Origin of the sequence: Actinomadura rugatobispora (genome assembly GCF_042656285.1) — a bacterium.
Lineage (GTDB): Bacteria > Actinomycetota > Actinomycetes > Streptosporangiales > Streptosporangiaceae > Spirillospora > Spirillospora rugatobispora.
The window spans coordinates 48,197-69,633 of the sequence record NZ_JBHSON010000030.1; the positions used below are offsets into that span (position 1 = coordinate 48,197).

At 72.6% G+C, this 21,437-nt stretch carries 22 protein-coding genes and 1 pseudogene; 10 read left to right on the forward strand and 13 right to left on the reverse strand.

Annotation, left to right across the window (positions count from 1 at the left end):
* Nucleotides 1-32: 32 nt before the first annotated feature.
* The 6 genes from ACFPZN_RS21840 (at nucleotide 33) to ACFPZN_RS21865 (ending at nucleotide 7,849) form a co-directional block, all read left to right on the forward strand.
* Complete coding sequence (locus ACFPZN_RS21840; RefSeq protein ID WP_378283929.1) at nucleotides 33-1,109, forward strand: zinc-binding dehydrogenase; 1,077 nt, start codon at nucleotides 33-35, stop codon at nucleotides 1,107-1,109.
* Nucleotides 1,106-2,542, forward strand: a complete 1,437-nt coding sequence (locus ACFPZN_RS21845; RefSeq protein WP_378283930.1) for an aldehyde dehydrogenase family protein — start codon at nucleotides 1,106-1,108, stop codon at nucleotides 2,540-2,542. The genes ACFPZN_RS21840 and ACFPZN_RS21845 overlap by 4 nt, the downstream gene beginning before the upstream one ends.
* A gap of 373 nt (nucleotides 2,543-2,915) precedes the next feature.
* A complete protein-coding gene (locus tag ACFPZN_RS21850) occupies nucleotides 2,916-5,381 on the forward strand; it encodes a heavy metal translocating P-type ATPase (RefSeq protein WP_378283931.1) in 2,466 nt (821 codons plus the stop codon).
* 254 nt (nucleotides 5,382-5,635) lie between these two features.
* Nucleotides 5,636-5,836 carry a hypothetical protein gene (locus ACFPZN_RS21855; protein WP_378283932.1) on the forward strand — a complete coding sequence of 67 codons (201 nt, stop codon included), beginning with the start codon at nucleotides 5,636-5,638 and terminating at the stop codon, nucleotides 5,834-5,836.
* Nucleotides 5,837-6,251: 415 nt separating this feature from the next.
* Entirely contained in the window at nucleotides 6,252-7,514 is a 1,263-nt protein-coding gene (locus tag ACFPZN_RS21860) for a site-2 protease family protein (RefSeq protein WP_378283933.1), read from the forward strand.
* Entirely contained in the window at nucleotides 7,481-7,849 is a 369-nt protein-coding gene (locus tag ACFPZN_RS21865; protein WP_378283934.1) for a PHP domain-containing protein, read from the forward strand. Before ACFPZN_RS21860 ends, ACFPZN_RS21865 begins: the two co-directional genes overlap by 34 nt.
* Here ACFPZN_RS21865 and ACFPZN_RS21870 read toward each other — a convergent pair.
* The 5 genes from ACFPZN_RS21870 to ACFPZN_RS21890 form a co-directional block, all read right to left on the reverse strand.
* The gene (locus tag ACFPZN_RS21870) at nucleotides 7,846-8,268 is read right to left on the reverse strand and encodes a CBS domain-containing protein (protein ID WP_378283935.1); all 423 of its coding nucleotides are present in this window, start codon (nucleotides 8,266-8,268) and stop codon (nucleotides 7,846-7,848) included. The two genes, ACFPZN_RS21865 and ACFPZN_RS21870, sit on opposite strands and share 4 nt — an antisense overlap.
* 48 nt (nucleotides 8,269-8,316) lie before the next feature.
* A complete protein-coding gene (locus ACFPZN_RS21875; RefSeq protein WP_378283936.1) occupies nucleotides 8,317-8,520 on the reverse strand; it encodes a DUF1918 domain-containing protein in 204 nt (67 codons plus the stop codon).
* Between the two features lie 95 nt (nucleotides 8,521-8,615).
* A complete protein-coding gene (locus ACFPZN_RS21880) occupies nucleotides 8,616-9,545 on the reverse strand; it encodes a universal stress protein (protein WP_378283938.1) in 930 nt (309 codons plus the stop codon).
* A 301-nt stretch (nucleotides 9,546-9,846) separates the two neighbouring features.
* Nucleotides 9,847-9,975 carry a universal stress protein gene (locus tag ACFPZN_RS21885; RefSeq protein WP_378283939.1) on the reverse strand — a complete coding sequence of 43 codons (129 nt, stop codon included), beginning with the start codon at nucleotides 9,973-9,975 and terminating at the stop codon, nucleotides 9,847-9,849.
* 719 nt (nucleotides 9,976-10,694) lie between these two features.
* Nucleotides 10,695-10,949 (reverse strand): hypothetical protein, encoded by a 255-nt coding sequence (locus ACFPZN_RS21890; RefSeq protein WP_378283940.1) that lies wholly within the window; start codon nucleotides 10,947-10,949, stop codon nucleotides 10,695-10,697.
* Between the two features lie 368 nt (nucleotides 10,950-11,317).
* On the opposite strand from ACFPZN_RS21890, the gene ACFPZN_RS21895 reads away from it, so the two are divergent.
* Nucleotides 11,318-12,022, forward strand: coding sequence for a CBS domain-containing protein (locus ACFPZN_RS21895; RefSeq protein WP_378283941.1), 705 nt, complete (start codon nucleotides 11,318-11,320; stop codon nucleotides 12,020-12,022).
* 8 nt (nucleotides 12,023-12,030) lie between these two features.
* Here ACFPZN_RS21895 and ACFPZN_RS21900 read toward each other — a convergent pair whose 3' ends face one another.
* The 7 genes from ACFPZN_RS21900 to ACFPZN_RS21930 form a co-directional block, all read right to left on the reverse strand.
* Entirely contained in the window at nucleotides 12,031-12,234 is a 204-nt protein-coding gene (locus tag ACFPZN_RS21900; RefSeq protein ID WP_378283942.1) for a DUF1918 domain-containing protein, read from the reverse strand.
* Between the two features lie 534 nt (nucleotides 12,235-12,768).
* Nucleotides 12,769-12,855 (reverse strand): P-type ATPase actuator domain-containing protein, encoded by an 87-nt coding sequence (locus ACFPZN_RS21905; RefSeq protein ID WP_378283989.1) that lies wholly within the window; start codon nucleotides 12,853-12,855, stop codon nucleotides 12,769-12,771.
* Between the two features lie 45 nt (nucleotides 12,856-12,900).
* Nucleotides 12,901-14,586 carry a SulP family inorganic anion transporter gene (locus ACFPZN_RS21910; protein WP_378283943.1) on the reverse strand — a complete coding sequence of 562 codons (1,686 nt, stop codon included), beginning with the start codon at nucleotides 14,584-14,586 and terminating at the stop codon, nucleotides 12,901-12,903.
* A 44-nt stretch (nucleotides 14,587-14,630) separates the two neighbouring features.
* Nucleotides 14,631-15,476 carry a universal stress protein gene (locus ACFPZN_RS21915; RefSeq protein ID WP_378283944.1) on the reverse strand — a complete coding sequence of 282 codons (846 nt, stop codon included), beginning with the start codon at nucleotides 15,474-15,476 and terminating at the stop codon, nucleotides 14,631-14,633.
* A 22-nt stretch (nucleotides 15,477-15,498) separates the two neighbouring features.
* Nucleotides 15,499-15,912: an OsmC family protein gene (locus tag ACFPZN_RS21920; protein ID WP_378283945.1), complete on the reverse strand. Its 414-nt coding sequence runs from the start codon at nucleotides 15,910-15,912 to the stop codon at nucleotides 15,499-15,501.
* Nucleotides 15,913-16,067: 155 nt separating this feature from the next.
* Nucleotides 16,068-16,535 carry a Crp/Fnr family transcriptional regulator gene (locus ACFPZN_RS21925; protein WP_378283947.1) on the reverse strand — a complete coding sequence of 156 codons (468 nt, stop codon included), beginning with the start codon at nucleotides 16,533-16,535 and terminating at the stop codon, nucleotides 16,068-16,070.
* On the reverse strand, nucleotides 16,525-17,178 hold the full coding sequence (locus ACFPZN_RS21930) for a universal stress protein (protein ID WP_378283949.1): 654 nt from the start codon (nucleotides 17,176-17,178) through the stop codon (nucleotides 16,525-16,527). Before ACFPZN_RS21930 ends, ACFPZN_RS21925 begins: the two co-directional genes overlap by 11 nt.
* 415 nt (nucleotides 17,179-17,593) lie before the next feature.
* Between ACFPZN_RS21930 and ACFPZN_RS21935 the strand changes: the two genes are divergently transcribed.
* From ACFPZN_RS21935 to ACFPZN_RS21945, 3 genes and pseudogenes are all read left to right on the forward strand, one after another.
* Nucleotides 17,594-18,277, forward strand: a complete 684-nt coding sequence (locus ACFPZN_RS21935; protein ID WP_378283950.1) for a CBS domain-containing protein — start codon at nucleotides 17,594-17,596, stop codon at nucleotides 18,275-18,277.
* Between the two features lie 5 nt (nucleotides 18,278-18,282).
* Entirely contained in the window at nucleotides 18,283-19,782 is a 1,500-nt protein-coding gene (locus ACFPZN_RS21940) for a bifunctional aminoglycoside phosphotransferase/ATP-binding protein (protein ID WP_378283951.1), read from the forward strand.
* Nucleotides 19,783-19,886: 104 nt separating this feature from the next.
* Nucleotides 19,887-20,231, forward strand: a pseudogene (locus tag ACFPZN_RS21945) (CBS domain-containing protein); the annotation flags it as partial.
* Nucleotides 20,232-20,555: 324 nt separating this feature from the next.
* Here ACFPZN_RS21945 and ACFPZN_RS21950 read toward each other — a convergent pair.
* Nucleotides 20,556-21,437, reverse strand: a complete 882-nt coding sequence (locus tag ACFPZN_RS21950) for a universal stress protein (RefSeq protein ID WP_378283952.1) — start codon at nucleotides 21,435-21,437, stop codon at nucleotides 20,556-20,558.

A 21,437-nucleotide genomic window follows, 5' to 3' on the forward strand; every position in this document is an offset into this window, starting at 1 on the left:
AATCACTAGAACACTGAGGAGGAGGATCGCCCGTGCGCGCACTGGTCTGGGACGGAACAGGTCTCCACGTCGACTCGACCATCGAGGTCCGCCCGCCGGGCCCGGGCGAGGTCGCCGTCGACATCACCATGGCCGGCCTGTGCCACAGCGACGTCAGCCCGATGGAGGGCCGCATCCCCCAGCCCGCGCCGGCCGTCCTCGGCCACGAGGCCGTCGGCGTGGTCGCCGCGGCGGGCCCCGGCGCCGGCGTACCCGTGGGGCAGCGGGTCGTGCTCACCGTTCTGCGCCGATGCGGCGAGTGCCGCCACTGCCGCGAAGGCCGGCCGACCCTCTGCCCCGCCTCCGGCCGGCCCGTCGCCAGCCCGTTCTCCCGCGACGGCGAGGTCGTGCACCAGTTCGTCAGGCTCGGCGCCTTCGCCGAGCGGATCGTGGTGGCCCAGGAGCAGGTCGTCGCGATGCCCGCGGAAATCCCCGACCCGGTCGCCGCCATGCTCGGATGCGCCACGGTCACCGCGTTCGGCGCCGTGGAGGACCGCGCCCGGCTCCGGGCCGGCGAGTCCGTGCTCGTGACCGGCGCCGGCGGGATCGGCCTGAACGCGGTCCTCGCCGCCAGGGCGGCCGGCGCGGAGCGCATCGTGGTCGTCGACCGCAACCCGGCGAAGGAGCGGATCGCCCGCACATGCGGGGCGACCGACTTCATCATCGCGAGCGACCCGTCGCAGATCACCCCGGCCGTGCGGGACCTGGTGCCCGGTGGCGTGGACGCCGCGTTCGAGTGCGCCGGCCACACCGGACTCCTCGACGCCGCGATCAGGTCCCTCGCCTGGGGCGGGCAGGTCGTCGTGCTCGGGCTGCCGCCGGCCGGTGCGACCCTCGACCTCGAGGTGCGCGAGCTGTTCCACGACAAGTCCCTGCTCGGCTGCCGGATGGGCTCGGTCGACCCGCACCGGAAGCTTCCCGACCTCGCCGAGCGCGTCCTTCGCGGCGAACTCGACCTGACCCCGCTCGTGTCGGCGGTCGTGCCCATGGAGGGCGCGGCACAGCTCGTCGACGACCTCCGCAACGGCCGCATCGACCGCGGCTTCCTCCGCTTCGGGAGCACCTCGTGACCACGACCGCCCACCACCTGATCGCCGGCGACACGCTGAGCACCTCCCGGACGTACGAGATCACCGACCCCTACACCGAGCAGGTCATCGCCGTGGTCGCCGACGGCGACCGCACCGCGGCCGATGCCGCCGTGGCCGCCGCCGCCGAGGCGCGCGACGCCTGGGCGGCGACCCCGACCGAGACCCGCCGCCGTGTGATCGGCCGCGCCGGCGAACTGCTCCAGGACCGGCGCGACGAGCTCGTCGACCTGGCCATCGCCGACACGGGCGCCCGCCGGGCCGTCGCCGAGCAGACCCAGGTCGACGCGGCGCTGACCCGGCTCCGGTACTGGTCCGCCCAGTCCGCGGACCTGCTCACCGTCCCGGCGGAGCCCGTGAGGGCCGGCCTCGCGGGAACGGTCACGCGCACGCCGGTCGGCGTGGTCGGCTGCATCAGCCCCTACAACTTTCCGCTGCTCGCGATGGTCGCGAAGGTCGCGCCCGCCCTGTTCGCCGGCAACACCGTGGTGATGAAGCCGGCCCCGCAGGACCCGCTGCTCGTCATCGCGCTCACCGAGGCGCTCAACGAGGCCCTGCGGGCGGAAGGCGCGCCGGCGGGCGCGGTCAACCTGGTGACGGGCGCGGGCGCCGAGCCCGGTGCCGCGCTGGTCGACCACCCCGAGGTCGGGGCGATCAGCTTCACCGGCAGCACGGTGGTCGGCACCGAGATCTACCGGTCGGCGGCGCCCGGCATGAAGCGGCTCCTCCTCGAACTCGGCGGCAAGGGCGCGCTCGTCGTACGGGCCGACGCGGACCTCGACGCCGTCGTCGCCGGCGCGACGCGGGCGTGGACGGTCCACTCCGGGCAGATCTGCGTGACGCCCTCCCGCGTCATCATCGACGCCTCGGTGCACGACGAGCTCGTCGGACGGCTGCGCACCGCGCTGGGCGACCTCGTGCACGGCGACCCGCGGGACCCCGCGACGACCACCGTCCCGCTGATCAGCGAGGTCCAGCGCGACCGCGTCGCCGCGCTGGTGGCCGGTGCCCGCGCCGAAGGCGGGACGGTGCACGCCGCGGCGGACGTCCCGGACCACGGCTACTTCCACCCCGCCACCCTCGTGACAGGCGTCGGCCCGGAGACGACGGTCATGCAGGAGGAGGCGTTCGGCCCGGTCGTCTGCGTCACCCAGACCTCCTCGGACGACGAAGCGATCACCATCGCCAACTCGACACGCTACGGGCTCACCGATCAGGTCTACTCGCGCGACCTCGACGCGGCGCGCCGCGTCGCCGCCCGGCTGGCCGCCGCACAGGTCGGCATCAACACCTGCGCCCGACGGGGAGACCTCCCCTTCGGCGGCACCAAGGCCAGTGGCCTCGGGCGCAGCGGCGGCACCTACGCACTCGACTCGTACACCGAACTCCGCGCGACGGTGCATCCGACCGGCTGATGGCGTCGCCTCTCAGAGCGGGCGGCCAAGATCACCCTGAGCGGCAGCGCAGCGCCTCCGTCGCCGCGCGCGTGCCGTTCGTGTCCAGCCGGTGCTCGTGCGGTGCCACACGTCGGCCGCTGAAGGGCGGGGACCAAGGTCCCTCGGATCCTCGGGCCCTCCGGGCGCCTTCGCACCCGGGCCCTTGGTCCCTGGCAGAGAGCCCAATGGCCTTTGGCCGGTGCGCCCGTCCGGGCAGATCCTGAGAGTGGAGGTGACACTTCATGGAAGCCGAGCAGCGGAACGCAGAGGTCTTCATCAACGAGATCGGCGACGAACCGGCCGCCGGGCGGGCCTTCCTGGATCTCGGCGTCGAGCAGGCCCAGAGACTCGGGTGACCCGTCCCTGGAAGGGTCCGCGGGCCCTTGGGCAACGCTCCGCGAAGTCTCTCGCAGCCTTCGCGAGCGGCCTTGTCCCACGCCGCGACGAGGCCCTGTTCGCCCTGGTCACCGGAGGGCTGGCCGCGGGCGGCATCGCACTCTGGCGCGGCAACGACCAGGTCTCCGACCTGCTCTGGCTTCTGGTGACCGCCGTGGCGTGCGTGCCCGCCGCCTGGTGGGTGGTGGACGGCCTGTTGCACCGCCGCTTCGGCAGCGACGTGATCGCCCTGCTGGCTCTCGGGGGCACCCTGGCGGTCGGCGAGTACCTGGCGGGTGCCGTCATCGCCGTGATGCTGACCGGCGGACGTCTGCTGGAGCGGAGGGCGGGTCGCAGGGCGCGTCATGACCTGAGCGCGCTGCTGTCCCTGGCGCCGCGGCTGGCCCACCGGGAGACCCCGCAGGGTCTCGACACGATCGACGCCGACCGGGTCCGGCCCGGCGACACGCTGGTGGTGCGCTCCGGCGAGGTCGTTCCGGTGGACGGCCGGGTGCGGGGCGGTCCGGCGATCGTGGACGAGTCGACGCTGACCGGCGAGCCGCTGCCGGTCGAGCACCCCGCCGACGACGACGTGCGCAGCGGCGCGGTGAACTGCGCGGGGCCGTTCAGCATGCGGGCCACCGCGGACGCCGCCTCCAGCACCTACTCCGGCATGGTCCGGCTGGCCTCGGAGGCCGCCGCGGAGAGCGCTCCGTTCGTCCGGCTCGCCGACCGCTACGCCGCGCTCTTCCTCCCGGTCACCCTGACGGTCGCCGGGCTCGCCTGGGTGCTGGCAGCCGATCCGGTCCGAGCGGTGGCCGTCCTGGTGGTCGCGACGCCGTGCCCGCTGATCCTGGCCGCTCCCATCGCCTTCGTCTCCGGACTGTCGCGCTGCGCGCGCCGGGGCGTGGTGGTGAAGGGCGGCGGCGCGCTGGAACGCCTCGCCCGCGCGCGCGTCCTGCTGTTCGACAAGACCGGCACCGTGACCGCGGGACGCCCCTCGCTGGTCGGCATCGACACGGTGGGCGAGGTCCCCCCGCACGAACTGCTCCGGCTGGCCGCCTCGCTCGACCAGGTATCGCCGCACGTCCTCGCCTCGGCGATCGTGCGCGGGGCCCGCGAACGCGGCGAGGAGTCGTCGGTCCCGGTGGCGGCGACCGAACGCGCGGGTAGCGGTATCCGCGGCACCGTGGACGGCCACCGGGTGAGCGTGGGCAAGGCCGACTGGGTGGGGCCCGGCGATTCGGGCTGGGTCGGACGCGTGCGGAACCGGGCGGCGGCCCGCGGCGCCATCACGGTGTTCGTCGGGGTCGACGATCACCTGGCCGGCGTCCTGCTGCTGCAGGACCCCCTCCGGGCCGACGCCGCCCGGACGTTCCGGCTGCTGCGCCGGGCCGGGATCACCCGCACGGTCATGGTCACCGGCGACCGCGCGGCCGTCGCCGAGCCGATCGGCGATCTGGTCGGCGCGGACACCGTCCACGCCGGCCTGTCCCCCGCCGGCAAGGTCGATGTCGTCCGCGCGGAAACCGGCCGCGCGTCCACGGTCATGGTGGGTGACGGGGTCAACGACGCCCCCGCGCTGGCCGCCGCCGGTGTCGGGGTGGCGCTCGGCGCCCGCGGTGCGACCGCGTCCTCCGAGGCCGCCGACGTGGTCATCACCGTCGACCGGCTGGAGCGGCTGGCCGAGACCCTCGCGATCGCCCGGCGCACCCGGACCATCGCCCTCCAGAGCGTGCTGGCGGGCATGGGCCTCTCGCTGGCCGCGATGGCGGTCGCCGCCTCGGGGGGCCTCACCCCGGCTCTCGGCGCGCTCCTGCAGGAGGGGATCGACGTCGCCGCGATCCTCGGTGCGCTCCGGGCTCTCGGCCCCGGCCGGGACCGGTGGCCGCGGCTGTACGGCGACGAGGCGGACCTCGTACGGGAACTCGACCAGGAGCACCGGGCACTGTGGCCGCGCATCGAACGGCTGCCCGCCCTCGCGGACGCCGTATGCGCGCCTGGACGCGCCCCTGCCGAGCGTGAACGCCGCCACGCGGCGGTCGAGGAGCTCACCGGCTTCCTCACCGATCTGGCCGCGCACGAGCGCAAGGACGAGCGGCTGCTCTACCCCGCGGTGGCCCGGGCCCTCGGCGGCGCCGACCCGACCGGTGCGATGAGCCGCGGGCACGCCGAGATCGCGAACCTGGCACGGCGCATCACGTTGTACACCACCGAACTCACCGCCACCGGAACCGATGCCGCGGCACCCGGCGGGGACACGGTCCCCGCAGACATCACGCGCGATCTCCGCCGGGCCGTCGACGAGCTGCACGCCGTCCTGCGCCTCCACTTCGCCCAGGAAGAGGAGAACTACTTCGTTCTGGCCGACACTCCCGACAGCAGGCCCTCGCGGCGGCCCGGCGCGCCCCGTCCGGGGTCGCCGGACCCTCGCCCCCCATGATCAACGCCCTGTCGGTCTCACGGGCATATCGCGAGCGGCGGTGGAGCGGCGCAGTTCGTCCGCCCACAGACGGGCGGCGGCGCGGTGCCCAGCAGGACCTGGAACGGCGGCGTACAGACGAGGATCCCGGCGAGAACGATCTCGCCTGCGATGGCCGCCAGGAGGTAGCGGTTGGACAGGACGCCCACCGATCGCAGTGACGCCGTCTGCGGGAAGGCGTTCTGCAGCAGAGCGCCCTCAGCCCAACGACGGTCGTGCGCCCCCGAGCGCACCGCCGCGCCGTCATCGCCGTGGTGGACCGGTGCCAGGAGCTCATCCGCACGGGGGTCGCCGCTTCGGCCATCGAGAACCTGGACTATTCGCCCCTCGTGCGGGCTCGCGAGGACGCCCGGACCGCGGCGGACGTCCACGACCGCCGGGACACGCTTCTGCGCAGGCTGGAAGGCCTGCCATGACCGGGCGGGCCGGCGCGACGGGAACCGAGGGGCGACGACTGGCCCCGAGCTTCCTACACCCGGATATCACGGGTTCGCGGACCGCTCGTGGTCGTGTCGGGCGGCCGTCGCGGGCGACCGGGCCGGAAACGGCCGCCGCCACGGACTCGTGCTCGACACCGCGCGGAACCGGGTGCTGGTGCAGGTGCCTGGCCCGCCCGGTCCTCTTCGCAGGACGAAAGTCCCCTCCAGGGGAGTGCACAAACAGCGATCATCACTCACTTTCGGTGAGTCGCGGCGTCGTCGCCGGGATGGGCGGTCGGCGGCGCGATCCACCTGATCCGGGGTGCCATTGGTCCCTGGGGAACGCGGGACTTCGGCCCTGCAGGACCGCGTCGGCCCGCGCGAGGCTGGGCCTGATGGGGGTGATGCCGCGATGAAGCAGAGCCTGCGGCTGGGCCGGATCGCCGGAATCCCGTTCGGTCTCCACTGGTCGGTCCTGGCCATACTCGCGCTGGTGGCATTGACGCTGGCCGACAGCGTCCTGCCGACGGCCCGCCCTGGCCTGCCCACCGCCGCCTACGTGGGCACGGCGGTTCCGGTGGCGGTGCTGTTCTTCACCTGCCTCGGGCTGCACGAACTCGCGCACTCGCTCGTCGCGCGCCGCTCGGGCGTCAGGGTGAAGGCGATCACGCTCTGGATGCTCGGTGGGGTCTCCGAGCTGGAGGACGAGGCCTCCACTCCGCGGACCGCGCTGGCCATCGCCCTGGCGGGGCCGGCGGCCAGCCTGGCCCTCGGGCTGCTGGCCGGGGCCGGGGCGCTGGCCGCCCGGACACTGGAGGCCCCGGCGTTGATCTCCTTCGGGTTGGCATGGCTGGCGTTCATGAACGTGGTCCTGGCCGCCTTCAACATGCTGCCCGGTGCCCCGCTGGACGGCGGCAGGGTGCTGGCGGCCGTGCTGTGGCGCGCGTTCGGCGACCGCGCCCGCGCGGACCGCGTCGCGGACCGCGCCGGAGCGTTCCTCGGCCAGGCGCTGGCGATCGCGGGGATCTACGAGCTGCTCGTGCTGCGCAGCGGGGGCGGACTGTGGTTGATCCTGATCGGCTGGTTCCTCCACAGCACCGCCCGGATCGGGGCCGCCGCGCGCAGGTCCCGCGCCGCCCTGCGTGGGCTGCGGGTACGGGACGTGATGACGCCGGATCCCCTGGTGGCGCCGGGCTGGACCACTGTCACCGAGTTCGCGGAGCGGTTGCCGCCGAGCACGAAACAGGCGGTGTTCCCCGTCGTGGACCTGGCCGGATCCGTCACCGGCGTCGTCCCGCTGGACCTGCTCGCACGGCGACCCGGCGCCCGGCCCGCCGCCGTCCGCCTGGACACGATCGCGATCCGGCCGCGCCCGGAACATCTCATGCCCCCCGGCGCACCCGCCACCGAGCTCCTCGACCGGCGTCCGCTGCCGGGCGGGCTCCTGGCCGTGGTCGTCGAGGACGACCACCCGATCGGCATCGTGACCGTGAACGACATCGATCTGATGGTCCGGCGCGCCGCCCTGCCCTCCGCTCCGCCCGCCCACGGGACGGCCGACGGCACGCAGTTCTCCGACGGACCGTACGGGGCGGACTCGGCCCGTACGTCACCCGAAGAGGAGAACAGAAGGAACCGCGCGTGGCACCGCCGTGCTGGACCGCCGACTTCCTGACCGGGTTCGACGTGTGCGTCGCCTCGATCCACTCGCATCTCGACCTGCCGGGCACGGCGATGACCCGGCGGCTGGTACGCGCCTGCGAGAATCCCTTCGTCAACATCCTGGGGCATCCCACCGGACGGCGGATCGGCCGGCGGCCGCCGGTCGAGGCCGACTGGGACGCGGTTTTCGCCGCCTGCGCGCGGAGCGGCACCGCCTTGGAGATCGATTCGTCTCCGGACCGGCTCGACCTCTCCGCGGTTGGTGCCCGCGATGAGGAGCGCGCCGCAGGCACGGCGCACGCCCACATGCCCGATACCCGACGGGACGTGCCGGAACAGCACGTCTAAACCGCCCATGTTTCCAGGGCGAGCAGATCGCGCATCGACACCATGCCGACCAGTCGTCCGTGGTCGTCCACCGGCAGGTGGCGGACGCCCACCTCCAGCATCCGGCGGGCGACTTCACGCGAGTCCTCGTCCAGGGCCGCCGTCCTGATCTGCGTCGAGGCGTACGCCGAAGCCTCTACGGAGGCCGGGTCGGCCGAGGCGGCCAACGCCTCGACCAGGTCCCGTTCGGTAATGAGCCCGCCGACCCGCTCGCCGTCGAGCACCGCCAACGCTCCGACCTTCTTCTCCACCATCCGTCGTGCCACCTCGGGCAGGCGCTCGCCTGCCTGGCAGCCGAAGACCATCGGACGATAGACGTTACTGATCAGCATGTTCCCCCCTGTCGAGTCGATCGCCTCCCGCGACGTCGTCTGGGTCACCGGCCCACCGGCCCTTGCGCGCCGTCCTCGATCCACGATCAGCGCCGCCTACTCCTTCGGTGGCCTGGACGGATTGTGCTCGATGGTGGCGTCGGAGGCCGGGAAGAACGTGCTCTCGTGGCCGTCGTCCCACCGGACGAGGTACGGCGGTTCACCGTCCCTGCCGTGCACCCCCAGGATCTCGGCTTCGCGGTCCGGCTCGCCCAGGTGATGCCCGTGGACGACCAGCCGGTCACCTTCGCTCGCTCGCATTGCGTCCCCCCTGATCGTTTACTCCATATCCATCATCGTTCTCCCGTCATGGGACAGCCAGGGACGAAGGTCCATTCGACGCAGGTCCGTGGCGATCACTTGGCGCGCGCGACGGCGACCGGGCAGTGGGCATGATGGATCACCCCATGGCTGACGGATCCGAGCCAGGGATTCTTGTACCAATGGTGATCGAGCGCGCCCACGACGACCAGGTCGGCGTTGCGAGAGGCGTCCGTCAGCGCGGTGACGGGGTGTTCGCGCACGACCTCCTCGGTCACCTCGATGCCCGGGTGCTCCTTGCGCCAGGGCTCGACCCTCTGGAGGACTTCTGAGCGCGTCCTCTCCTCCGCTTCGCTGACGTCGATCGCCTGTTTCAGGTCGACCAGGGCTGCTCCCATCTGCCAGGCGTGCACCACACGGACCAGCGCGTCGCGCACGGCCGCGGCCTCGAAGGCGTACCCCAGTGCCACGGCCGGGTCGCCGATCAGGTCGATGCCCACGACGATCTCGTCGTGCCGGGTAAGGGCGTCCCCGCGCACGATCACGACCGGACAGGCGGCGTGCGCGGCCACACGCAGCCCGGTGGAGCCGAGCATCATGCTGGTGAACCCGCCCAGCCCCCGGTGCCCCACCACCAGCTCGAAGGCGTCCTCAGACCGGTCGTGCAGCACCGCGGCCGTGCTCTCGGCGATCAGCTCGGTGGTGACGTCGATGCCGGGATGGCGCTCCCGGGCCCTGTGTCCGGCCTCGTCGAGAATCCCCTTGCCGGCGGCGCTGACGGCCCTCGCGGCCTGGCTGGAGGAGACCAGCGGCAGTTCCCGCCGGGCCGCGTCGAGCGAATGCACGATGCGCAGCGGGCGGTGACGCAGGGCCGCCTCGTCGGCCGCCCAGTCGACGGCACGATCGGCATCTGCGGAGGCGTCGGTGCCCACGATGATCGGGTCGGACATCTGGCTCAGCTCCTCAGCGGACGAGTGCCGGATCCCCGGGCTCGTGCCCTGCCCTTCCAGCGTCTCCGTCCGCACGGTGGCGCTCTAGGGGCCAAGGTCCTTGGACGTGGCCTTTGGTCGCTCCACGTGCCGGGGCCGTGACCGCTGCCCGGCTCGGACTCGGAGGAAGCAGGCGAACGCGGGGTCGCTGGAGTCGCGGTGGCGTCCGAGCTCTCGCCGCCACCTTGTCCGTCGTCATGCCGCATCACAGGCCGTGCTCCGCGCCGGAGGAGATCCGACGGCATACTTGCAAGGCCACCATGCCAAACCGTCGAACTGTCCTGACCATGTCACGCTGAGCGAGTTCCTTGGGCGCATGGACCACCGCGGCCGGGCATTACGCATGGTGGAGCAGCGCGTAGCTCACCGATCCGAGCAGCAGCCCGCGGACGCCGCCGAGCCCGTGCAAGCCCGCCACCAGCAGGCGGACACCGGACGACGCCGCTCCCCGCGGTGCGGGTAGCACTCACGCCAGCGGGCCAAGAGCCGCTCCAGCCGTGCCTGCGCCGCCTCGCCGACGCCGTCCGGAGCGAACCGGCGGCGGCAGATCACCGTGGCGTGCCGATTCCCAGGAGACGGCCGCCACTCACGGGGCGCCGTGGGCGTCCGCCTCGGTGAAGGCGGTCTCGAGGGCGGCTCGAGAGGCCAGGGAGCCGTCCACGCCGCCAACCACGCGGCCCGGCTCCCGTTCGGGCGCGGGTTCGCTGCCGCCCCGTACGATCAACACGGAAACGGGGCGTGGCCGACCCCGCCCGGTGAATCCGCCCCAACCTCGCGAGGCTACGACGAGGAGGCCGACGGCGACCGCCGCTCCGATGAGCCTGGCTGCCACCGGCCCCCGTTCGAGCAGAGGGCTCATCCTCACGTCAAAAGCGGTCTCGTGGACGCGCGCGTCCACGAACCCCGGGACCGCCGCGCGCAGGTCCACAGCGGACACGGCAACCGATCCCCCGAAATACGGATCCCATACGCATACATGGACCACGGTGAGCAGCACTCTGCGAACGTCAGCATCGACGACGGCCGGGTCCAGGATCGCCTCGGCCGGGAGGGCCGAAGGTCCCGCTGGCCAAGGACGGACGGCCTCCACCTGGGCCGCGCCCGACCGCGCTGCAGCAAGCCCCGTGCCCGGTCGTCGTGGTTCCCGTGTGAGAGGGCGGGAAGCAATGAGCCCAGCGGGAACCGTCAGGACCTCCGGGGTGCCGGGGCGTCCCCCGGCCGGGGTCCGGCGGCTTCCAGGCGGTCGGCCAGTGCGATCCGCCGAATGTCGCCTATCACCTCATCGAGACGGCAGGTCATGCCGATGATCCGCTCGTTGGTCCAGTCACACTGGCCGGTCCGGAGCACCGCGTGCAATTCCAGACTCACCTCGAATAGGTGACGCACCACGGAGTCCAGGACATCTCCGATGGCCTGCGGTACCTCGCTCTGCGCAACCACGCGCCCACCGTCGGCGGGCGCTGCCGACTCATCGGACCACGGTGCCGCACTCAGCGCTTCTCACCTCATCCGGCCTCACTGGCGGCGAACCAGTACCGACAACCTCCGGGCAGGCGAAACAAAGACACGCATCCCTCCTGCATTGTTACTCGCAAGTACATATCTTGCATAAGGAACAATGCGACCTTTTCCTAAAACTTCGCAAAAGGGGTGGCGTATCGCCCGGGCCGGGACCGCCCCCGGGATGACCGCTCCCCTGACGAGACCTTCATCCGGCACTCCAGGACCTCCGCCCTCTGGTCCTACCGCCGCGGTTCGACGAACCTCGGTTACGAACGGCGGGCCGACGCCTGGAAGGGAGTGTCCGGATGAAGCGACCGACGGTCAGGACGGTCATGACATCGGATGTCGTGACGGTATCGCCCGAGGCCTCGTTCAAGGACGTGATCACGACCCTCGCAGAGCGTGAGATCAGCGGCGTGCCCGTCGTGGACGGCACGGGGCGTGTCCTCGGCGTGGTAACCGAGGCGGACCTGCTCCGCAAGGAGGCGGCCGCCGCCACGGCCGCGGAGCCGAGCCGAAAGCCGCGCACCAAGCGTGAACGGCTGGATCGGGCCAGGTCCGAGGCCGCGACGGCCGGGGACGCCATGAGCTCGCCCGCGGTCACGACCACCGCCGACGCCACCGTTGCCGAAGCGGCGCGGTCGCTGTGCCGCCACGGCTTCAAGCGGCTGCCGGTCGTGGACTCCGCCGGCCGGCCGGTCGGCGTCGTCAGCAGGACCGACCTGCTGCGCGTCTTCCTGAAACCGGACGCGCAGATCCACGACGAGGTGATCCACGAGATCGTCATCGGGAGTCTCTGGCTCGACCCCGCCGAGGTGGAGGCCGACGTGCGCGACGGCGTGGTCACCCTGCGCGGGCGGGTGCCGCTGGCCAGCCTCGTTCCGATCGCCGAACGCCTGACGGCCTCCGTCGACGGCGTCATCAGGGTGATCAACATGCTCGACTACGACGAGGACGACAGCGCACACACGCGCCGGCGCCACGCGGGCCGGCGGACGTCGCACTCCTGAAAGTGCCGTCAGACAGGTCCGCGATGGATCGGACCGGCCTCATGCCCATAGTGGACGATCCGGGCGTCCGGGCCGGGGAAGATCAGGCTTTCCCAGCCGGTGTCGAACCATCTGACCAGGTAGGGAGGTTTCCCATCCGGACTCGTCACCCGGATCGGTTCGTGCGGCCCGGCCCGGACGATGATGATGCGATCGCCGGCGCTCGCCCTCATGACGCCGCTTCATGCGCCACTCGCGCTCATCGCGGACGGCGGCGCCCGGCGAACCGTCGACCCCGCCCACGACCTCGCCGAACCGTGTGCCGGTGGGGGCGATGGCGCTCCAGCTCGCCGCTCGCCGCGCGGCCCGGTGGTCGTGGTGCGGCAGCTCATCGCGTTCGGGCGAACCGCGCACGATCATCTCGGCGTCCCCTGCCTCGGCCATCAGCGCCGCGTGCGCCGGGCCGTCCATCAGCCTCTTGCACCGGGCCGACGCGGATCCTTGATCGGCAGGCCCAGGATCCCTGCCGCTGCCCCTCCTCGCTGATCACGCGCAGCGCCCCGGGGGGCGGCCTCCGATGTTCCTCACGACTTCGTCCGGTCGGGCGTGGGCGGCGCCCTCCTCCGAGGACGACATCCAGATCGTCGGCGAGGCCGACACCGCCCAGCAGACCCTGGGCCCGCATGCCGGGCGCCCGCTCCCACGTCACCGTGCGCCGCGAAATCCGCTCCGCCATGCCCGGGATCGCCTGCCTCATGCTGACCTCCTTAAAGGATCACGGTCGCGTCGACCGGGATCCTTTCCCCGGGCCTGATCACGATCCGGTCTCCTACGGTCACGTCCTCGACCGGGATTCCGGCAGGTGGCCGGCGGCGGCATGTGGGGACTCGGGGACGGCCCTATCCGGTACTTGGCGGGTGCTCTCGAGTCCATCGTTCGTACGCCTGGACGGCGGTGGGCAGCGTGGGGAAGAGCCGGTCCGCGCCGATCCGGTCGGCGATCCCGAAGGCGCGCAGGTCGTCCATGAGGTCCTGTTTGACGCGGGCCAACGCGAACACGATGCCGCGCCGCTCCAGTTCCTCGCGGAGCGCTTCCATGGCGTCCAGGCCGGTGATGTCCACCTCGACGTTCGCCTCGACGTTCAGGACGAACCAGCGCGCCTCCCCGTCGGCGGCGTCGAGCGATGCAAGGGCCCGGCGCTTGAAGTCGACGGCGTTGGCGAAGAACAGCGGCGAGTCGTAGCGGTAGATCACCAGGCCGGGGATCACGGTCGCTTCTGGATAGTCGTCGATATCGTGCATCCCCGCCAGGCCGGGCACCCGTCCCAGGATCGCGTCGTGCGGCCGGGCCACCCGCGCCAGCAGGTCCAGCACCGACAAGCCGATCGCGACGAGCACGCCGTAAAGGATGCCGAAGGCGAGGACGCCGACCAGCGATGCCAGGGCCAGCAGCAGTTCGCTGCGGCGGAACGCCGCGAGCCTGCGGAACCCCGCCACGTCGACGAGGCGGGTCGCCGCGTAGATGACGATCGCCCCCAGCGTGGCCATCGGGAAGAGCGCCAGCAGCGGACCGAGGAACAGCAGGACGCACAGCACGGCCACCAGCGTGACCAGCGAATACACCTGGGTACGGGCCCCAGAGGCGACCGCGATGGCCGTGCGGCTCCCGCTGCTGCTCACGGGGAGGCCGTGCACGAGCCCCGCCCCGATGTTGGCCGGGCCCAGCGCCAGGAGCTCCCGGTTGCCGTCGACCTCCTCCCCCGGGGCGGCGAAGGCGCGTGCGGTCAGCACGTTGTCGGTGAACCCCACCAGCAGGACGCCGACGGCGGGCAGGAGCAGGTCGGGCAGCGCGTCCAGGGGAGGTACGACCGGTCGCGGCAGCCCGGCGGGAACCTCGCCCACGACCTTGATCCCGGCCTGGTCCAGGCCGAAGACGGCCACCGTGACGGTCGCCAGCAGGACGGCCAGCAGCGGCCCTGGAGCCCGCGGGAAGCGCCATTGGACGCCGAAGAGGAACAGCAGGCTCGCCAGCGAGAGGGCCAGCGTCCCCATCTGGACGTCGCCGAGGCCCCGTGCGAAGGACATCACCTCGTCGAGGAAGGTGTTCCCCTGCGTGGGGACGCCGCTGATCTTCTCCAGCTGTCCGGCCACCATGACCACGGCGACCCCGGCCATGTAGCCGACGAGGATCGGGCGGGAGAGCATGTCCGACGCGAATCCCAGGCGCAGGCACCACGCCCCCAGCGCCAGCAGCCCCACCATCACCGCGAGCCCCGCGGCCAAACCCGCGTACACGGCGGTGTCTCCCCCGGCCAGCGGAGCGACGACGGTGGCCGTCATGAGAGCGGTCGTGGACTCCGGCCCGACCGAGAGCCGGCGCGAGGAGCCCAGCGCCGCGTAGGCCACCAGCGCGGGGACCATCGCCCACAGGCCGGCCACCGGGGGCAGTCCCGCCAGCCCCGCGTACGCCATGACCTGCGGTACCAGATAGGCCGCGACCGTGATCCCGGCGAGCACGTCGCCGCGCCACCACGATCGCGGATAGTCGGGCCACCGCGGGCGTCCCGCGTGCCGGACCTTCCGCAAGAGTCCGATCATCGTCCCGGCGCGCCGGCCTTCGGACTCCCGCGTCACCTGGTTCGGGCCACGACGACCGGGCAGCGGGCGTGGTGGATCACGCCGTGGCTGACCGATCCGAGCCGGGGGAGGTCGAGCCGGCCGTGGCCATGGGCGCCGACGACCAGCAGATCGGCCTGGCGCGAGGCGTCCGACAGCGCGGCGACGGGATGCTCGCGCACGACCTCCTCCAGCACCTCGATGCCGGGGTGGGCCTTGCGCCAGGGAGCGTGCGCTTCAACGATCTCCCAGCGCAGCCTCTCTTTCACTTCCCGTTCATCGATCAGGTCGGCCTCGATCTCTCCCAGGCGCCAGGCATGCAGCACACGGACTCGGGCCCCGCGCGTCGCGGCGGCCTCGAAGGCGTATCCCAGCGCAGGGGCCGGGTCGGTGGCAAGGTCGATGCCGACGAGGATCTCGCCGTGGCCGGGTCCGGCGTCGCCGCGTACGATCACGACCGGGCCGGCGGCGTGCGTCGCCAGCCGCAGGCCGGTGGACCCGAGCATGAGGCCGGCGAATCCGCCCAGGCCGCGGTTCCCCACCACCACCTCGAAGGCCCGCCGGGACTGGTCCCGCAGTGCCGTGGCGGTGTTGTCGGTGACCAGTTCCGTGGTCACCTCGATTCCGGGACGCCCCTCGCGTGCCAGGTGCTCGGCCGCCTCGAGGATCCTCCTCCCGGCCGCGGTAACGCTGTCGGCCACGCGACTGGGCGCGAACAGCGGCAACTCGTACAGCCCCTTGTCGATCGAGTGCACGATGTGCAGTGGGCGCCCGCGCGACGCCGCCTCGTCGGCGGCCCACTCGACGGCGCGGTCGGCCCCGGCGGAGGCGTCGGTGCCCACGACGATGGGATCGGACATCTTCCTCAGCTCCTCCGGGGCTTCAGGCCACTTGCTCCGCCGCTCCGATGTCGATCTCGACTTGGGGCGGACTGAGCAGGGTGTTGTGGAGGGTGCACCGTTCGACGGCGGCCCGGAAGCGTCCTTCGTGCGCCTCCGGCAGGCGGACCGGTGGCCGAAGCGACAGGTCGATGCGCGCGATGCGGGCCGGGGAGGCCGCGTTCATGGTGAAGCGGGCACTGACCGCCAGCCCCTGCGCGGGCAGGCCGTGCGAGGCGAGGTAGCGGCGACCGTAGTGTGCCGCGCAGGCGGCCAGTCCCGCCACGAACACTTCGACGGGCGTCGGCCCGGCGTCCATGCCGCCCGCCGAGAACGGCTGATCGATGTGGATCACGTGGTCGCGGATCAAGATGGCGAACGCGTCATCCTCACGGTGGATCACACTGATGTCGTCCATGGCCGTCCCCTTCCACATCACGGAGTGCCCGATATCGGCGATGCCTGTCGACTACAGCGTCACCGCCGCAGCCGTCTCCGACTCAGGGGCGAAGGTCCCGATCGACGGGGCCGAGCGTCCACTGCGCCGGGACGATGCCCGGCCGACGCCAAGCCCTAACCGCGCTCGGCCGGGTGGGTGTACAGGTCGAGCAGGCGCATCCGGGTGGCCTGCAGCCGGTCGACGATGATCTCGCTGAACCGGCTGGACAGCTCGTAGGCCATCGCGGGGTCGATCGCGCACAGCGCGCGGACCAGGGGGCCGTCGAACTCCAGCGCGCGCACCGGCGCCCGCGCGACCGCTCCGAACCGCCACCGGTACGGGGCGTGCAGCCAGGACCAGCCCAGCACCGCGCCCGGCCCGAAGGTCTCGATGATGACCGAGCCCCGGCCGGGCACGTGCAGATCGAGTGCCACCATGCCCGCCTGCAGGATCCAGAACCGGTCCGCGGGGCCGCCCTCGTCGAAGATGCGCTGCCCGTCCGGGAACTCGACCTGCCGGGCCGTGCTCGCGAGCCGGTCCAGCGCCGCTCTGGGCATGCCGGCGAAGAACGCCTCCCGCGCGAGGGGTGCCTCATCGATCATGGCCATCCCCCGACGGGACGATCGCGACCGCGCAGGGAGCGTGCTGCAGCATGGCGCCGCTGGTCGCGCCCGGCAGCAGCGGGTCGAACCCACCGGTCCCCCGGGTCCCGACCACCACGAGATCGGCGTCGCGGGCCGCTTCGAACAGCGCTTCGCGCGGCGGGGTCAAGATCACGGACGCGGCGGCCCCGACTCCCGGACACCTGACCCGCCAGGGCTCCACGGCCTGCTCCAGCCGCGTCTCGGTCACCTGCCGCAACTTCTCCTCCTCCGAGAACAGCGCGAGATCATGCTCGGGCGCGGCGCTGGGCTCCCAGCAGCCGTGGACGGCGCGCAGCGACCATCCGCGCAGCGCCGCCAACTGGAACGCGAAGGCCAGGGCCGCCTCGCCCCCCGGCGAACCGTCGACGCCGGCGACGACCCGTCCATGATCGGTACCCGTCGAACGCACGACCACAACCGGGCGAGCGGAACGGGCGGGAAGGCGCAGCGCGGTGGATCCCAGCGACAGTTCCCCCTGCTCGTGCGAACCCACGACCGCCAGCTCGGCTCCCCGAGCCTCGCGCGTCAGCTCCGCCGCCCAGCGCAGGGCCTCCTCGCTCTCCTTGGACCCGTCATAACCGACGAGGACATATCTCCCCATGACCGGCCCTCCTCCCCGGTCCCCGACCGGTGCCCGTCGAACCGCACCGGCCTGCCACCATGGGACAACGGTCCAGGTCAGCCCCCCAGAGGCGAACGTCCCGAACCGGCGGGACCTGCGCCCACCGCAAGCCTGGGCCCAAAGATTTCTATGCCCCGGGCCCCTCGCCTCTGCAGCGGGTGACGCTCCGGTGGAGGGGCAGAGGTCGACGAAGGAGGTCTCCATGCGGTTGGCACCTGTTCAACGACGCATGAATCCCTGGCTGCCGCTCACTCAAGCCGAGCGACGCCTGGAAACGCCCCTGATCGACGGCCGACCAGCCGCCTGACGAACGCCTCCTGGTCCTAGGACCTTCGCCCCTCCTTCCCCGCCTCCCCACTGCCTAGCGTCGAAACCGGGACAAGGGAGGAATTCCATGCAACGCCGAACGGTCGAGCAGGTCATGACCACGCCGGTCATCGCGGTGGTCGAGGAGACCCCCTTCAGGGAGATCGCCGAGGCCCTGGCCGAGCACTCCATCAAGGCCGTACCGGTGATCGACCGGGACCGCCGCGTCGTCGGCATCGTCAGCGACGCCGACCTGCTCCACAAAGAGGAGTTCAAGGAGCCGGGCGGCGTGCAGCGGCGGCTGTTCGAGGGCCGGCGGCGCCGCTCGGCCCGCGCCAAGGCGGCCGCCGGCGACGCCGCCGGGCTGATGAGCACACCGGTGGTCACCCTGACCGACGACATGCCCGTGGCCAAGGCCGCCAGGACCCTGGCCGAGCACGGTTACAAGCAGGCCCCGGTCATCGACCGCGCCGGACGGCTGACCGGCATCGTGACCCGCTCCGACCTGCTCCGCCTCTTCCTGCGCTCGGACGAGGACATCCGCGACGAGATCATCCGTGAGGTCCTCATCCGCGGCCTGTGGCAGGATCCCGCGCGCATCCGCGTCCGCGTGCACGAGGGCGTCGTCGGCCTGTCCGGCCGTTTGGAGACCAGAAGCCTGGTCGCCGTCTGCGTACGGCTCACCGCCGCCACCGAAGGCGTCGTCGACGTGGTGGACGAACTCACCTTCGTCCACGATGACACCGCCATCCCGGCCTCCCCGGAGGTGTGACGCCGATGGGACCCGCGCCCCCGAGCGCCGCCGTCACCGAAAGCCACTGCGGTGTGGTGTTCTTCACCGGTGACCGCGCCTACAAGCTGAAGAAGCCGGTCGACCTGGGCTTCCTGGACTTCCGGGAGCGGCGGGCCCGCGAACGCGCCTGCCGTCGTGAGGTCGAGCTCAACCGCCGCTTCTCTCCGGACGTCTACCTCGGCGTCGCCGACGTCCACGGCCCCGACGGCACCGCCTGCGACCACCTGGTCGTCATGCGGCGGATGCCTGCCGACCGCCGGCTCTCCACCCTGGTGGCCGCGCGTGCCCCGGTCGACGGGGCGTTGCGCGCCACGGCCCGCACGCTGGCCTCCTGGCACGCCCGGGCCCCGCGCGGACCGGGGATCTCCGCGGCCGGGACACAGGACGCGCTGCTGGGCCGCTGGACCGACGGCTTCGACCAGGTCCGCCCCTTCCACGGCCGGGCCATCGACGCCGCCGAGGCCACCGAGATCGAGGCGCGCACACGCGATTTCCTCACCGGACGGGCCCCGCTGTTCGACGCCCGCATCGCCGACGGCCGTGTCGTCGACGGCCATGGGGACCTGCTGGCCGACGACGTGTTCTGTCTGGACGACGGCCCGCGGATCCTGGACTGCCTGGAGTTCGACGACCGGCTCCGCAGCCTGGACGGCCTCGACGACGCCGCCTTCCTGGCCATGGACCTGGAACGCCTCGCCGCCCCCGACCTGGCCGAGCGCTTCACGGACTGGTACTGCGAGTTCGCCGCCGACCCGGCCCCGCCCTCCCTCCGCCACCACTACGTTGCCTACCGCGCGTTCGTCCGCGCCAAGGTGGCCTGCCTCCGCCATGCCCAAGGCGACCCGCGGGCCGCGGCCGAGGCCGGAGCCCTCTCCGAGGTCGCCCTGCGCCACCTGCGCGCCGGCGCCGTCGGGCTCGTCCTCGTCGGCGGCCTTCCCGGCACGGGCAAGACCACCCTCGCCGGCGCGATCGCCGACCGGCTTGGCTGCACGCTGCTCAGCAGCGACCGGATCCGCAAGGAACTGGCCGGGCTCGCCCCCGACGCGCCGGCCGCCGCCGCGTACGGCGCGGGCATCTACACCCCCGAATGGAGCCGCCGCGCCTACGCCGAGCTGACCCGCCGAGCCTGCAGCCTGCTGGGCATGGGCGAGACCGTCGTCCTGGACGCCTCCTGGACCTTCGAGGACCACCGCGATGCCATCATCGCGCTCGCCCACCAGGAGGGCGCCGAACTGCACGCCCTGCGTTGTGAGGCGCCTTCGGCGGTCACCGTCGAACGCCTCCGTACGCGACGGCACCTCGTGTCCGACGCCGACAGGCACGTCGCCGAAGCCATGGCGGAGTCCGCCGCCCCATGGCCTGAGGCCGCCACCATCGACACCAGCGGCCCTGTGGACACATCGCTCGACCAGGCCCTGGCTGTCGTCCGCCCGCACGGTGCCGAAGACGTCTGGCACCGCTGCCCCACGATGGCCCCCGACTGAGCTCGAGGGGAGCCGGGGCCGCGACGGAACTCGGAGTAGAGACAGTGAGGAGAGCGACGATGACCGCGCTTGTGCCGTTGGAGGAGCGAACCGTGGCCGAGGTGATGACGATGGACCTGCTCACCGTCGCCGCCCAGGAGTCGGTGCTGATGGCATGGGAGCTGATGTGCCGGGCGGAGGTCCACCACCTGCCCGTGGTGGACGTCGAGGGCGGTTTCCTGGGTGTCGTGGACGCCGAGACGCTCACCGCCTCCTGGGACGCCATAGGGCCGCGCAGGGCGCGCAAGCCCGTCACCGCGTTGCTCGATGATCGCTCGAAGGCGTCCGTGCGCCCGGCCGCGCCCGTCCCGGAGGCGGCCCGGGCGATGATGGAATCGGGCCGCGACCACGTCGCCGTCACCGACTCCCACGGCGCCCTGGTCGGCCTGGTCACCGCGCATGATCTCATCGGCGAACTGGCGGGCGCGGAACTTCCCAGGAACGCCCAGCGATCGGGCATGCCGTCGCTAGGGTCGAACCCGTGCTGCCGGCCGACACGCCGGCGTCCCCGTCCCGGGCACGGCGACGCGTCCCGGACCCAACTGCGGCGCCGCGCACCGGCACCTCCCACCAGGGCCGGCCGGACGCGCGCGCGAGGCGTTCTGGAGACCTCGCGGCCGGCGATCACGAAGGGGGCGAGGCGGCGGACGACCGAGGCTCCCGCGCGAACCGGCCCGACGGGTGAACGCCCCCGGTCCCAGCGGGACCCCGGTTCCACACCGCTGCCGTCCGCGTCACGTCCCGGCGGCCCGTTCGTGGGCGTGGAAGATCGCCACCGGGCAGAGCGCGTGGTGGACCAAGGCGTGACCGACCGATCCGAGCAGCAGCCCGCGGACGCCGCCCAGGCCGCGCGAGCCCACCACGAGCAGGCGTGCCCCGGAGGACGCGCGCATCAGGACCTCCCGGGGCGCGCCCTCCACGACCTGCGTTCGGACGTCCACGGCAGGGTGGCGCTCGCGCCCGGGGATCAGAAGCTGCTCCAAGCGCGTCTCGGCGGCTTCGCGCAGCCCCTCGGCGTCCACCAGCGGCGGCAGGTCGTCCGGCCGCGCGTCCTCCCAGGCGACCAGAACGGTCAACGGAGCACCGTGCGCGTCGGCCTCGGTGAACGCCAGTGCCAGGGCGGCGCGGGAACCGGGAGAACCGTCCACGCCGACCACCACGCGCGCCGGCCCCTGCTCGGGCGCGGGCTCGGGCTCGGGCTCGCCGCGCACGACCACCACGGGGCACGGGGCGTGCGCGGCCAGGTGGGCGCCGACCGATCCGAGCATGAGCCCGGTGAATCCGCCCCAGCCGCGCGAGCCGACCACGATGAGGTCGGCGTGAGAGCCTGCCTCGATGAGCCTGGCCGCCGGTGTTCCCCGTTCGAGCACGGGCTTCACCTCGAGATCAGGTGCCGTTTCGCGGAGGTGCCCGACGCCGTTCTCCAGGGTCTCCTGGGCCACCGTGCGCAGGTCCACCACGGGCATGCCCATCGATGAGCCGACGTTGAGCTCCCACACGTGGACCACGGTGAGCGGGACCCCGCGGGCACCGGCCTCGGCGGCGGCCCAGTCCAGCGCCCGGACACCGGCGTCGGAACCGTCGTATCCGACGACCACGCCGTTGATCGTGTTCAT